This is a genomic window from Acidovorax sp. NB1 (genome assembly GCF_005405905.1).
In the GTDB taxonomy this organism is placed as follows: domain Bacteria; phylum Pseudomonadota; class Gammaproteobacteria; order Burkholderiales; family Burkholderiaceae_C; genus Acidovorax.
Map to the genome: position 1 here is coordinate 155,130 of NZ_BJHU01000013.1, position 13,856 is coordinate 168,985.

13 protein-coding genes are annotated in these 13,856 nt (G+C 66.6%); 11 read left to right on the plus strand and 2 right to left on the minus strand.

Annotation, left to right across the window (positions count from 1 at the left end):
- Positions 1-69: 69 nt before the first annotated feature.
- Positions 70-2,352, plus strand: a complete 2,283-nt coding sequence (locus AvAM_RS05430; protein ID WP_137746128.1) for a diguanylate cyclase domain-containing protein — start codon at positions 70-72, stop codon at positions 2,350-2,352.
- Between the two features lie 217 nt (positions 2,353-2,569).
- Entirely contained in the window at positions 2,570-3,736 is a 1,167-nt protein-coding gene (locus AvAM_RS05435; RefSeq protein WP_137746129.1) for an alpha-hydroxy acid oxidase, read from the plus strand.
- Positions 3,737-3,747: 11 nt separating this feature from the next.
- On the opposite strand, the gene AvAM_RS05440 is transcribed toward AvAM_RS05435, so the two are convergent.
- On the minus strand, positions 3,748-4,119 hold the full coding sequence (locus AvAM_RS05440; RefSeq protein WP_249367954.1) for a cytochrome c family protein: 372 nt from the start codon (positions 4,117-4,119) through the stop codon (positions 3,748-3,750).
- Positions 4,120-4,402: 283 nt separating this feature from the next.
- Between AvAM_RS05440 and AvAM_RS05445 the strand changes: the two genes are divergently transcribed.
- The 9 genes from AvAM_RS05445 (at position 4,403) to AvAM_RS05485 (ending at position 12,655) form a co-directional block, all read left to right on the plus strand.
- Positions 4,403-4,978, plus strand: a complete 576-nt coding sequence (locus tag AvAM_RS05445; RefSeq protein ID WP_137746131.1) for an RNA polymerase sigma factor — start codon at positions 4,403-4,405, stop codon at positions 4,976-4,978.
- A 10-nt stretch (positions 4,979-4,988) separates the two neighbouring features.
- Positions 4,989-5,780 (plus strand): anti-sigma factor domain-containing protein, encoded by a 792-nt coding sequence (locus AvAM_RS05450; protein WP_137746132.1) that lies wholly within the window; start codon positions 4,989-4,991, stop codon positions 5,778-5,780.
- A 149-nt stretch (positions 5,781-5,929) separates the two neighbouring features.
- Positions 5,930-7,483 (plus strand): DUF4331 domain-containing protein, encoded by a 1,554-nt coding sequence (locus AvAM_RS05455; protein WP_137746133.1) that lies wholly within the window; start codon positions 5,930-5,932, stop codon positions 7,481-7,483.
- A 17-nt stretch (positions 7,484-7,500) separates the two neighbouring features.
- The gene (locus AvAM_RS05460) at positions 7,501-7,752 is read left to right on the plus strand and encodes a hypothetical protein (RefSeq protein WP_137746134.1); all 252 of its coding nucleotides are present in this window, start codon (positions 7,501-7,503) and stop codon (positions 7,750-7,752) included.
- A gap of 96 nt (positions 7,753-7,848) precedes the next feature.
- Complete coding sequence (locus AvAM_RS05465) at positions 7,849-8,991, plus strand: hypothetical protein (RefSeq protein ID WP_137746135.1); 1,143 nt, start codon at positions 7,849-7,851, stop codon at positions 8,989-8,991.
- An 8-nt stretch (positions 8,992-8,999) separates the two neighbouring features.
- Positions 9,000-10,319, plus strand: coding sequence for a HupE/UreJ family protein (locus AvAM_RS05470; RefSeq protein ID WP_212742257.1), 1,320 nt, complete (start codon positions 9,000-9,002; stop codon positions 10,317-10,319).
- Positions 10,320-10,465: 146 nt separating this feature from the next.
- Positions 10,466-11,398 (plus strand): DUF3034 family protein, encoded by a 933-nt coding sequence (locus AvAM_RS05475; RefSeq protein WP_137746137.1) that lies wholly within the window; start codon positions 10,466-10,468, stop codon positions 11,396-11,398.
- A 9-nt stretch (positions 11,399-11,407) separates the two neighbouring features.
- Entirely contained in the window at positions 11,408-11,881 is a 474-nt protein-coding gene (locus AvAM_RS05480; RefSeq protein WP_137746138.1) for a group 1 truncated hemoglobin, read from the plus strand.
- Between the two features lie 6 nt (positions 11,882-11,887).
- The gene (locus AvAM_RS05485; protein WP_249367955.1) at positions 11,888-12,655 is read left to right on the plus strand and encodes a plastocyanin; all 768 of its coding nucleotides are present in this window, start codon (positions 11,888-11,890) and stop codon (positions 12,653-12,655) included.
- A 63-nt stretch (positions 12,656-12,718) separates the two neighbouring features.
- Here the strand turns inward: AvAM_RS05485 and AvAM_RS05490 are convergent, their stop codons facing one another.
- Complete coding sequence (locus AvAM_RS05490; protein WP_137746139.1) at positions 12,719-13,717, minus strand: c-type cytochrome; 999 nt, start codon at positions 13,715-13,717, stop codon at positions 12,719-12,721.
- Positions 13,718-13,856: the final 139 nt, after the last annotated feature.

Genomic DNA, 13,856 nt, shown 5'->3' on the forward strand with positions numbered 1-13,856 from the left:
GGAATACGGTGTGATTTCCCCATTCAGCGCCCCGATACGGGTCGCCTAAAATGGTTACAAATTATTTCTATGCCGTTTTTGCGCCAGTTCTTTTCGCATCGCCTGATCTGGCTTGCTGTGTTGGTCTCTTTGGGGATCGGTGCGCTGTTTGCGCGCTCGATCTGGACCATCCGCCAGGACGAATGGAACTACGCTGCGCAGACCAATGCCAACCTGGTGCAGACCCTGGAGCAGGGCCTGGGCTGGGTGCTGGATTCGTTCGACAAGTCCCTGGAGGGCGTGGCCCGTGAGGTAGGCCGCCCCGAGGTGTGGGCGCTGCCCGCCGAGCTGCGCGCGCGGGTGGTGTTCGACAACTCGCTGCGCGCCCGAGGCGCGGGGGATGTGCTGGTGCTAGATGCCCAGGGCAACATCATCCTGGATTCCGGCTCGCTCGTGCCGCGCAAGGCCAACCTCGCCGATCGGGACTACTTCCTGGCGTTCAAGAAAGACGGGCACCAGGGCCTGTACATCGGCAAGCCCGTGCCTTCGCGCATCACAGGGCTCAATATCCTGCCCTTGTCGCGGGCGTATTTCCATGCCGATGGCAGCTTTGCGGGCGTGGTGGTGGGGGCCGTGCGCCTGAGTTACTTCAACGAACTCTTTGGTGCGCTGGACATGGGCTCCAACAGCGGCGTGAATCTGTTCCGCAGCGATGGCGTGGTGATCTCGCGCTTCCCCTACGGTGACATGGATGTGGGCAAGACGATTGCCGGGTCGCCCAACATGCTGCGCTTTCAGAAAGAGGGCAATGGCGCTTTTGTGGGCACGGCGGCGCTCGATGGGGTCGAGCGCCTGTATGCCTTCCGGCAGGTTGGCGAGTTCCCGCTCATCATCAACGTGGCCCAGGCCACCGACACCATCCTGGGCAAGTGGTACCGCAGCTCCCTGTGGTTGGGTGGCTTTGCGCTATTGCTGATGGCTGCCTGCCTGGGGCTGGCCCTTTTGTTCGTGCGCGAGCTGACCCTGCGCCAGAAGGTGGCGGCCCGGCTCAGCGAGGCCGAGCACGATGTGCGCACCATCCTCAACAACATGCCGTCGATGATCGGCTACTGGGACGCGCAACTGCTCAACCGCTTTGCCAACAAGTCCCACTTCGAGTGGTTTGGCATCCAGCCTGAGCGGCTGCGGGGCATGCACTTCAGCGAGCTGGTGGGCCCCGAGCGTTTTGCGATGAACAAGCCGTTTCTGGAGCGCGCGCTGCAGGGCGAGCCGCAGCTGTTCGAGAGCACCTTGCTCGACGTGCATGGCGTGTCGCGCCACATCATCGTCTCGTATGTGCCCGACACCGAGGCGGGCGCCGTGCGCGGCATTTTTGTGCAGACCACCGACATCTCCGACCGAAAGCGCATGGAGGACGAGCTGTTTGACGAAAAGGAGCGCGTGCGCCTCACGCTGCAGTCCATTGGCGATGCCGTGGTCTGCTCGGACGCCCGGGGCGCTGTCACTTACCTCAACCCGGCGGCCGAGCGGCTCACGGGCTGGCAGGCCTTTGATGCCGCAGGCCACAACGTCGATGAGGTGGTGTGCCTGCGCAGCCCGGACAACGATGCGCTGCTGCCCAGCCCGTTGCGCACCGCCATCCAGCAAGGCTCTGTGATGGAGGCCGTGCGGGGCATCGTGGTGCACCGCCGCAGCGGCCAGCGCTTTCAGGTGGAGGAAACCGCCAGCCCCATCACCGACCGCCATGGCGCCGTCAAAGGTGCGGTGGCCGTGCTGCGCGACGTGACCGAGGCCGTGGCCATGGCCGAGCGCATGGCGCACCTGGCGCAGTACGACGCACTCACCGACCTGCCCAACCGCGTGCTGTTGCACGACCGCGCCCAGCTGGCCATTGCCCAGGCCCGGCGCGACGGCAAGTCGCTGGCCGTGATGTACCTGGACCTGGATGGCTTCAAGGAAGTCAACGACCGCCTGGGCCACGACGTGGGCGATGTGCTGCTGGTGCAGTTTGCCCAGCGCCTGAAGGCGGCCGTGCGTGCGTCTGACACCGTGTGCCGCCAGGGCGGCGACGAATTTGTGGTGCTGTTGCCCGGCCTGGAGGGCGCCGAGCCCGCGCGCAGTGTGGCGCGCAAGATCCTGGCGTCGTGCGACGCGCCCTTCGAGCTGGCGGGCGAGCCCATGCGCGTGGGGCTCAGCGGCGGCATCGCGCTGTTCCCGCAGCATGGCGACACCTTCGACGCACTCTCGCGCCACGCCGACAGCGCCATGTACGCCGCCAAGCGCGGTGGCCGCATGCGCTTCATGCTGTACCGGGGGGCTGACGTGGAACCCGAGGTGGTGTTGCCCGACGTGGTGGTGGGGGCCGAAGGGTGAGCGGCGGGGGCTGGGTGCATGGTTTGCTACTAAATTTGTAGCTATTACCGCATGTCCATTGCGCGGAGAAGGCACTTTTTTCTTGAAAAGCAGCCGTCCGCGCGCCACGCACAGAGGCTGCGCTGAAAATTTGTTGCAGCCCGTCGAAATAATTTTGATGGCTGCCCCCGGCGCCTGCGCCTACCATCTGGCGCATTCCCCACCCTGGAGAGCCTGCGTGCCTGACCTGTCCAAAATCACCTGCATCGAAGACCTGCGTGCCATCGCCCAGCGCCGCGTGCCGCGCATGTTCTATGACTACGCCGATTCAGGCTCGTACACCGAGGGCACCTACCGCGCCAACGAAAGCGACTTCCAGCGCATCAAGCTGCGCCAGCGCGTGGCCGTCAACATGGAAGGCCGCACCACCCGCACCACCATGGTGGGCCAGGACGTGGCCATGCCCGTGGCGATTGCGCCCACGGGGCTCACCGGCATGCAGCATGCCGATGGCGAGATCCTGGGCGCCAAGGCGGCCAAGGCCTTCGGCATCCCGTTCACGCTCTCGACCATGAGCATCTGCTCCATCGAAGACATTGCCGAACACACGGGCCGCCACCCGTTCTGGTTCCAGGTGTATGTGATGCGCGACCGCGACTTCATCGAGCGCCTGATCGACCGCGCCAAGGCCGCCAACTGCTCGGCGCTGCAGCTCACGCTCGATCTGCAGATCCTGGGCCAGCGCCACAAGGACATCAAGAACGGCCTGTCGGCCCCGCCCAAGCCCACCATTGCCAACCTCATCAACCTGGCCACCAAGCCGCGCTGGTGCCTGGGCATGCTGGGCACAAAGCGCCGCAGCTTCGGCAACATCGTGGGCCACGCCAAGGGCGTGGGCGATTTGTCTTCGCTGTCGTCGTGGACGGCCGAGCAGTTCGACCCGCAGCTCAACTGGGGCGATGTGGAGTGGATCAAGAAACGCTGGGGCGGCAAGCTGATCCTCAAAGGAATCATGGACGCCGAAGACGCGCGCCTGGCCGTGAACAGCGGCGCGGACGCGCTTATCGTCAGCAACCACGGCGGCCGCCAGCTCGATGGCGCGCCATCCTCCATTGCCGCGCTGCCAGGCATTGCCGCAGCGGCAGGCAAGGACATCGAGGTCTGGATGGACGGCGGCATCCGCAGCGGGCAGGACGTGCTCAAGGCCCGTGCGCTGGGTGCACAGGGCACGCTGATCGGGCGCAGCTTCCTGTACGGCCTGGGCGCCTTTGGCGAGGCGGGCGTGACCCGCGCGCTGCAGATCATCCAGAAGGAGCTGGACATCACCATGGCGTTTTGTGGCCACACCAACATCAACAACGTGGACCGCTCCATCCTGCTGCCGGGTACGTTTCCCGTCGCCTGAGCCGGGAGGCGTTACCGGGCGGCTGCCTCCGGTGACGGCAGGCGTTTGAGGGTGGCCAGATAGGCCACCACGTCCTCACGGTCGCGCGCTTTGTCGAGCTGGTAGTCCATGGCTTGGCCGGGGATCAGCGCCTCGGGGTCGCGCAGCCAGGCCTTGAGCGTGTCCCGCGTCCACAGAATCTTGCTTGCGCTCAGCGCGGGCGAATAGTCAAAGTCCTTCAGCGCCCCCGCGCGGCGCCCCAGCACGCCCCGGTGAGCCGGGCCGTCTCCGTGCTGGTCGGCGCTGTGGCAGCTACTGCAGTGCGCGGCATACAGCGCGGCACCACGTTCTACCGACTGGGCGGCAGCGGGGCTGTGGGCCGTCCATAGCAGGGCGGCTGCCACGGCTACACAATGAACAAGGGGCACTGGGCGAGGCAGGGGCATGGCGGGGAGCGACGGGTGGAAAGCGCCTTGGGCGCGAGCAGGCGAACCCTTGCAATACGGCCTCTCCATCCATCTGGATTCATTCGGCCCTGTCCGGGTGGGGAAAATCCGGCGACACGTGACTCTGCTGCCGAGACGCTGTTTGTGCCCCCACTACATCCAAAGTGCCCGCTGTGGCGTATTCACCTACAGCAATGCCCTGCAGGCACTGCCGAACCGACCAATCCCAGAGAATGGGCGCATGAGCACCCTCCACCCAGACAGTGAACTGATGGACCTCCTAGATCGTATTGCCGCGCAGGACGATTCCGCGCTGAAGAGACTGTACGAGCGCACCTCGTCGCAGCTTTTTGGCCTGGCCCTGCGCATCGTCCGCAACCGTGACGCTGCGGAAGATGTGCTGCAGGAGGCGTTCTTGACCATCTGGCGCAGCGCAGGCAGCTACCGCGCATCGCTGAGTCCGCCCATGGCCTGGATGGGGCTTATCGTGCGCAGCCGGGCGCTGGATGCCCTGCGCAAGCGCACCTCCGACCGGGCCGATCTGATGAACGAGCTGGACGATGACATGGCCCAGACGCTGGAAGGCGACTCGCCCAACCCCATGGACGCTGCCGACGCCAGCGAGCAGGCCTTTGCCCTGCACCACTGCCTGGGCAAGCTGGAGAGCAAACAGCGCGAGGTGGTGAGCCTGGCCTACCTGCGCGACCAGAGCCATGGCGAGCTGGCCGAGCAGCTCAAGCTGCCGCTGGGCACCGTCAAGACCTGGATTCGCCGGGGGCTGGAGCAACTGCGTGCCTGCATGGCGCGCTATGCCTGAGGTCGTCGCCATGAACATCACCCAACACCCCGATTTGCTCGACCGCCTGGCCGCCAGCTACGCCCTGGGCACGCTGCGCGGTGGCGCCCGCCGCCGCTTTGAAACCCTGGCGCGCGAGCACGCCACCGTGCGTGCCGCCGCCCTGGTGTGGCAGACCCGCTGGTCGGGCCTGACCGAGCTGCAACCGCAGGTGGCGCCGTCGCCCGCCGTCTGGACGCGCATTGACAACCTGGTGCGGGCTGGCCAGCTGGAGCAGGCCATGCTGGCCGCCCGGCAGGCCGCGCCTGCCCCGGCCTCCGGCGGCTGGTGGCGCAACCTGCTGGTGTGGCGCGGTGCCGCCGCTGCTGGGGCCATCGCCACACTGGCGGCGGTGGTGGTGGGCGTGCAGGTCAACGGCGGCCTGCGCGCCACCACGGGCGCGCAGATCGCGGCCCTGCAGCAGCAACTGCAGTCCGCGCCCCAGATCCAGTACGTGGCCGTGCTGGCGGACGACAAGGCGGCTGCGTCCATGCTGGTCACCTTCGATCCCAAGAACAACCAGCTGGTGCTGCAGCGCGTGGGCGGTTTTCAGGAAAGTGCGGACAAATCCCTGCAGCTGTGGGCGCTGCCGCCCGCAGGCGGGCCGCGTTCGCTGGGTGTGCTGGGGCAGGACAAGCTGCTCAAGCTGGTGGCCCAGGAGGGCGATGTGAAAGAAGTCCCCACGCTGGCCATCAGTCTGGAGCCCAAGGGGGGGGTGCCCAGCGCCACCGGCCCGACCGGGCCGGTGCTGTTCAAGGGCGCTCTGATCCGCAAGGCCACCTGACACCCGGGTTTCAGGCAGTTGCGTACAGGTCTGGAAGAACCGGTGGCGAAAGAAAAGAATAGTTGCCACCGTTGAATCCACGGGTTTCTCTTCGTCGTATTCAAGGTGGGGTGCTTGGCACCCCACCATCCACCTACGAGGAGATCCCCATGCCATTGAAAAAAATCAGTCTGGCCGTGCTGGCTGTTCTGGCTGCCAGCGCAGCGGGCGTCAGTCTGGCGTCCAGCCACCGCGAGGCGCCGTTCATCACGACCCAGCCCAAGGTTGACGGCAGTGATTTCTACCTGTTCAACAGCTACGAACCGGGTCGAGCGGGTTTTGTCACCATGATCGCCAACTACCTGCCGCTGCAGGATGCCTATGGCGGCCCCAACTACTTCAGCCTGGACTCGAATGCGCTGTACGAGATCCATATCGACAACAACGGCGACGCAGCGGAGGACATCACCTTTCAGTTCCGCTTCAAGAACACGCTGAACAATGGTGGCAACGGCATCACACTCGATATCGGCCCTGACGGTGCCCGCAAGAAGGTGGCCATTCCGCTGCGCAACGCCGGTGGCATCAGCGGCGCAGCGGGCGACCCGCTGGCCTACCGCGAAGAGTACGAGATGTTCATCGTGCGCGGTGACCGCCGTACCGGCAAGCGCGAGCAGATCACCATGGCCGGTGGGGGCACCACCTTTACCAAGCCCATCGACTACATCGGTGAAAAATCGCTGGGCAATGCGGCCGCCTACGACGCCTACGCCGGCAAATATGTGTATGGCATCAACATCCCCGGCTGCTCCACCCCCGGCAAGGTGTTTGTGGGCCAGCGGCAGGACCCGTTCCCGGTGTCGTTGGGCACCATCTTTGATCTGGTGAATGCACCTGCCGCCGTCATCACCAGCGAGTCGAATGCTGCGGCCTTCGGCGCGGGCCAGATTGCCAACAAGAACGTGACGTCGCTCGCGGTGGAAGTGCCCACCAATTGCCTCACGGCGGCATCGGGCGAGAAGGTCATTGGCGGCTGGACCACTGCCAGCCTGCGCCAGGCCCGCTTGCTCAATGGCAAGCCAGACTCGGGCCTGCAGACCAGCGAGAAGGCCGGTGGCGCATGGACGCAGGTCTCGCGCCTGGGCATGCCGCTGGTCAACGAGGTGGTGATTGGCCTCAAGGACAAGGACAAGTTCAACGCATCCAAGCCCAAGGATGATGCGGCCAACTTTGCGGACTACGTGACGCACCCCACGCTGCCCACGCTGGTCGAGACGCTGTTTGGCGCAAAGGCCCCCACGAATTTCCCGCGTACCGACCTGATGACGGCCTTCCTCACGGGGCTGCCCACCGTCAATCGCCCCGGCAACGTCACCGGCCTGGGTGCTGGAGGCCCCCTGGCCGAAATGCTGCGCTTGAACACGGGCATTGCCGCCACGGCTGCGGCTGCGCAGAACTCGCTGGGGGTGGTGGCAGGGGATGCGGCCGGCTTCCCGAACGGCCGCCGCTTGGGCGACGACGTGGTGGACGTATCGCTGCGCGTGGCCATGGGTGCGCTGTGCACGGTGACGGGTGCCACGGACACGCTCAAGGTGGGCTGCAAGCCGGGTGATGCCCCGGCAGGAGGGGTAGCGTTTGTGGACGGCTCGCGCACCAAGGCGACGGACTACCGTACGGCGTTTCCGTATGTGAACCCGCCGCTCCCCGGTGCCAAGAACTTCTGATCCGAAGGAGCCACACCATGCAAAAGAACCTTCGGATTCAGCACCTGGCCCTTACTTCGGTGGCGGCATTGGCCATCACCGGTTGCGGCGGGGGCGGTAGCGGCGACAACACGGCAGACCCTGGCAATGGGGGCCCCGTGATGGTGAACGCGTTCGCGTTTGTGCAGCCCATTGTGGCCAGCGGCGCATCGGACACCACCGAACCTCAGGCGGTGGACCAGCTGGTGCTGTCCACTACCGAGACTGAAGAGCCCGATTCGCGGCTCTGACCCTTGCGCGATGTCTTGGCTGCGCCCCGAAGGGGTGTGGCCAGGGCGTGCGTGGGTGATTGTGTCTCTTTCGATATCCGCTGTTGTCACGAGCCCATGAAGAAACCTCATCACTGTGTGTGCGTGGCCTTGTGCCTGGTGCTATGGGCGGGCACGGCCCTGGCGGCCTTGCCGCAGGACTTGCCACCCGGCCTCGATGCCGATGTGGTCGAGCGTCTGCCCGAGCGTGTGAGCGCAGCCCCCGCCACGCCCCAGGCCGCCGCCACCACGGCCCGGCGCTGGATCACGCTGTCACGCGAGACGGCGGACCCGCGTTACCTGGGCCGGGCACAGGCGGCCCTGGCTCGCTGGTGGGGCCAGGCGGATGCCCCGGCCGATCTGCTGGTGTTGCAGGCCACCGTAGAGCAAGGGCGCCATGAATTTTCAGCAGCGCGCGCCACGCTGGAGCGCGCCTTGCAAACCAACCCCGCACAGGTGCAGGGCTGGCTCACGCTGGCCACGCTGGAGCGTGTGGCCGCGCGCTATCAGGCCGCCGAGGCCGCCTGCCGCAACGTAGCCCGCCACGGTGCTGCGCTGTATGCCACCGCCTGCCTGCTTGAAACCCGTTCACTGCAAGGCCAGCACGATGCCGCGCGCAATGGCTTCACCGCACTGCGACAGCAGGTTGCGGGGGATGCTGCCCAGCGGGCCTGGATCGGGTCGCTGCTGGCCGAGAGCGAAGAGCGCGCAGGGCGCGATGACGCTGCCGACGCGGCCTACCGCCGCAGCCTGGCCGATGCCCCCGACGGCTACACGGCGCTGGCCTATGCCGACCAGCTGTTGCGCCGCAATCGTGCGAGCGCCGCACTGGAGGTGCTCAGGCACCAGCCCGACAGCGACTCCGTGCTGCTGCGGCGCGCGCAGGCCCTGCGGCTGATGGGGGACGCCGCGTGGCAGCCCCTGGTGCGCGACCTGGAAGCGCGTTTTGCCGCCATCGCGGCGCGCGGAGAGGGGCTGGACGCCCACGCCCGGGAGCGTGCCATGCTGGCGCTGTGGTTGCAGGGGCAACCCGCCGCCGCATGGAAGGCGGCCCTCACCAACCTTGCCCTGCAAAAAGAGCCACTCGACTGGTGGCTTGCACTGCAGACCTCTGAGCAGTCGGGCGACGCTGCTGCCCACCAGGCCGTGCGGCAGGCCCTGCAGCAAGCAGGACTGCAAGACCTGCGCCTGGCGCGCTGGCAGACCCGGGGAGCCCAATGATGCGCTGCATGCACTGGTTAACGGGCCTCCTGCGCCCACACGGGCGTTCCCTGCGGGCCATGGTGGCTGTCGCGTTGGCTGCCGCAGCACTGGCGCCCAGTGCCTGGGCCCACAAGGCCAGCGACGCCTATCTGCGGGTGGCGGATGCCCCGGCATCCCTGGGCACTGCAGGGGCGGGCGCATCGATAGGCCTTGTGCTGTCGGTGGCCTTGAAGGATGTGGATGCCGCGCTGGAGCAGCTCGATGCCGATGGCGACCGTCAGCTCACATGGGGCGAGGTGCGACAGTCCATGCCCGCCATCGTCCAGTGGGTGGGCCAGGGCATGTTGTGGCAGTGCGACGGAACGGCGACGGTGCCTGCCTGGCGCTTTGAAGCGTTGGAGCAGCGCACCGATGGGCGTTACGCGCGGCTGGCTGCCACGCTGCCCTGTGCGCCAGCCCAGGCGGTCACTCTGCGCTACGGCCTGATGCAGGGCATCGACCCCACACACCGCCTGCTGGTGGGCGGCGCGTTGAGCGGCCAGACGCTGGCAGCCGTGCTGGCCCCTGACGGGCGCTCGGGCACCGACCTGCGCTCTGCGGGCAGCCGCGCAGGACAAGCGGGGGCAGACGGTGCGGAAGGGGCTCAAGGTGCGGACGCAACAGAGCCCGGCGCCACACGCGGCGGGTTGGCCACGCTGCTGCACTTTGTGACCGAGGGGGTGCACCACATCCTGTCTGGCTACGACCACCTGGCCTTTTTGCTGGCACTGTTGCTGCCCATCTCCCTGGCGCGGCCGCAGCCCCGCCACCGCGATCTGCCATTGCACACGGAGTCCGGCACCACACCGATCGCTGAAACCCCGGCCTCCGGCGCCAGGGACCGCTTCGCCGGGATCAAGGCGCTCCTGCTCACGGTGACCTGTTTCACCGTGGGCCATTCCATCACGCTCGCACTGGCAGGCCTGGGCTGGGTCACCGTGTCGGGCAACTGGGTGGAGCCCGCCATTGCCATCAGCATCGGCATCTCGGCGTTGCTGAACCTGTTTCCCGTCCAAGGCCTGCGCAGTAGCTGGCTTGCTCTGGGCTTTGGGCTGGTGCACGGGCTGGGTTTTTCCGGGGTGCTGGTTGAAGCGGGCGTGGCGGGGGCTTCGCTGTTGTGGGCCCTGGCGGGGTTCAACCTGGGGGTCGAAGTGGGCCAACTGATGGTGGTCGCCCTGTGGTGCGCGGTCTCGGTGGCACTGGCGCGCAGGGCGTGGTACCGCTCGGTGGTGGTGCATGGGGGCTCCGTCGCGTTGCTGGTGCTGTCGCTGTACTGGACCGTGCAGCGCCTTGCCTTCGCTGGCTGACGAGAACGGTGGCCAGTCCGTCGTGGGGGCCGGACCCTGATCAGGCGCTAAAGACCCTTTGCGGTACTCTGGATTCACATCTGGACGTCGCCCGTGTGCGTAATGACGCTGTCGTAGCAATTATTTACAAACACGAGGAGCGCCCCATGAAGAGTCCCCTTTCCATCGCCGTGCTGGCTGGCGTTGCACTGGCCTGCAGTGCGGCCCAGGCCGATACCGGCAAGCTGCTGCTCACCGGTGGTGTCAGCACCATCGCCGGATCGGCGGGCGGCGGGCTGACCCCCTGGGCAGTGATTGGCAGCAATGCCACCGAGGGCGAGGTGGGTGTCAGCGCCTATGCCACCCGTGCTGCGACCCAGGATTACAGCCTGAACGGCTATGGCGTGGCCCTGGGCCTGCACGACCGCCTGGAGCTGTCGCTGGCGCGCCAGGACTTTGATGCCTCGCCCGCGATCGCGCTCAACGGCATTGCGCCGTTTGGCGTGACACCCGGCCAGCACATCAAGATGGATGTGCTCGGCATCAAGCTCAAGGTGGCGGGCGACGCGGTGCTCAACAGCGACAGCTGGATGCCCCAGATTGCGGTGGGGCTGGAGCACAAGCAGGTGCACCCGGGCTCCATCAGGTCAGTGCTGGACTTTCTGGGCACCAAAACCAGCGGCACCGATGTGTACGTGAGCGCCACCAAGCTGCTGCTGGCGCAAAGCGTGCTGGTCAATGGCACGCTGCGCTACACCAACGCCAACCAGAACGGCCTGCTGGGCTTTGGCTCGGCCGCACCTGGCAAGAACAGCCGCAGCCTGCAGCCCGAGTTCTCGGTGGCGTACCTGATCAACAAGAACCTGGCGGTGGGCGCCGAATACCGCTTCAAGCCCAACAACCTGCAGGCGCTGGGCGCTGCGGCAGGCCTGGGCGCTGCGCTGCGCGAAGACGACTGGAAGGACATCTTCGTGGCCTGGGCGCCCAGCAAGAACGTGTCGCTCACGCTGGCCTATGTGGACCTGGGCCGCATCGTCCCCGGCATCACCAACAACCGCCGCCAGACGGGTTACTACCTGTCGGCCCAAGTCGCTTTCTGAGGAGTTTTCATGGCACACCCCCGCACCCTCATCGCCCTTGCCATCGCCCTGAGTGGCTTGCTGGCAGCCCCGGCCTTTGCGCAGACCGCTGCAGCGCAAGCGGCAGCCACCGCTGCCGCTGCCCCGGCAGGCCTGTACCAGGCGCTGGGTGAAAAGCCCGGCATCACCCGCCTGATGGACGACTTCGTGAACCGTGTTGTCAAAGACCCACGCATTGGCGGCCACTTCAAGGACGTGAAACCCGCCGCCCTCAAGGAGAGCCTGACCGACCAGATCTGCCAGCTGAGCGGCGGCCCTTGCAAATATGAAGGCGCTGACATGAAATCGGCCCATGCCGACATGGACATCAACAAGGGCCATTTCAACGCCCTGGTCGAGGTGCTGCAAAGCGCCATGGATGCCCAGGGCATACCCTTCGCCCAGCAAAACCGCTTGCTGGCCCTGCTGGCGCCCATGCACCGGGACGTGATCACCACCCGTTGAACCACCATGAGAAATACTCTTGTTTTGATAGCTATCAGTGCTTTGTGGACGGGCGCTAGCGCCGGAAATATCCAGATCCAGGTGCTGGACCGCGAGGGCAAACCCGTGCCCGACGCCGTGGTGGTGATCTACCCTGGCAACGCAGCGGGCACGCCGCCCAATCTGCTGCAGGCCAGCCCCACCATCGAGCAGGAAAAAATGCGCTTTGTGCCTGCGGTGACGGTGGTCTCGGCAGGCACTACGGTGCGCTTCACCAACCAGGACCGCTGGGACCACCATGTGCGCGGCAACCCCACCGGCGTAGCCCCGGCTGCTGCGCCCGGCGCGGCGACCAGTACCAATTTCGAATTACGCCTGGCGGGCAAGACCGACGGAAAGCCCGCCAACTTTGCCGACGTGAAGCTGGACGCGCCCGGCGTGGTGCTGCTGGGCTGCCACCTGCACGGCTCCATGCGCGGCCATGTGTTTGTGACGGACTCGGCCTGGTCGCTCAAGACCGACAACGACGGCATTGCGCGTTTTCCTGCCGTGCCCGATGGTGCCGCCCAGGTGCGCGTCTGGCATGCCGAACAACTGGTGGACCTGCCACGCAAGGCCCTGAACGTGGTGCCCGGCCCCGTGCTCGACACCGTGCAGCTCAGCGTCGTGCCCCGCGTGCGCCGCGCCCCACCGGCCTCACCCGGCAACACACCCGGCAACACACCCGGCGGGCCCATGGGCTCATACAGTCTGGCGCCTGCACAGGACGCCCACGCCCACCACCGCGGGAGCTGACCCACCACCGCAGCGGGTGGTCCACCGGGCGGTGGGTCAGCAAGCAGCCTTTTCGCTAGGGGTTCAGCCCGGCAGCTTGAGTCCGCCCGGGCCCGAGGGCACGGTGTTGGCGCTGCTCTTGGTGCCCTGGGCCGGGGGCAGGGGGTTGGCATTGCCCACCTCCTGCTTCACGCTACCCACCGGGGCATTCAGGTAGAGGTACAGCGCCTGCGCATCCACATCGCTGAGCTGGCCCAGCGATTCGAAAGGCATCACCTGGATGGGCGTGCCATCGGGCCGCTTGCCGGTGCGCAGCATGGCCACAAAGCTGGTGGCGTTGGGGTAGCGCGCCAAGGCGCTGTCGGCGCTGTGGGAGCCGGGGCGGATGTCGGAGGCCGCAGGCCAGTCGGGCGGGCCGCCCGGGATCTTGCCGCCCGACAGGTCTGCGCCGTGGCAGCCGATGCACATGTTGGCAACGTACTGGCCGTTGGCCAGCGTCACGCCCGCAGGCACGGGGCGCGAGGGCGCCAGCTGGTGGTCGATGCGCGCGGCAGCGTCAGGGATCACGCCCAGGCCATACAGCACCCAGGCGGGGCGGGGCAGCTCCACCACCGCCTGCTGGGTGCTCTCCTGGGGCGGCAGCTGGCGGATGTACGACACCAGCGCGTTCAGGTCGTCGTTGGTGAAGCGGTTGTAGTCTTCGCTGGGCATCACCATCACGGGGCGGCCGTTGGGCTTGACGCCGTGGCGGATCACGCTGTTCCAGTCCTCGGGCTGGTAGCGGCCCACCACGCCTGCGGACGTGATGTTGGGCCCCGCGATGCGCGTGCCCTTGCCATCGTTCACAAACTCGCGGCCCGTGCCCTGCGCGCCGTGGCAGTCGGTGCAACCACGCGATGCATACAGGTAGCGCCCGCGTTCAATCGTTTGCGCATCGGTGGTGTAGGCCACGGGGCGCGGCTTGATGTCGATGTAACGGTTGCGCCGCTGCTCGGCCAGGTACAGGCCGCTGGCTGCGGTGGCGGCCACGATCACGCCCAGCAGCATGGCGCCGCCTGCAGTCCATTTGATCCAGCGTTTCATGGTGGTATCCCTCTTCTTCGATTCGACGACCCAATTGCCGTGTTCAGGCGGCGGATTCTGAATTCGAAGCAGCGGTTTGGGGCACCCCATGCCGCAGTGTGTGGCGGGGCCGGTGACATTTGTCACAAACAGCCCGCTG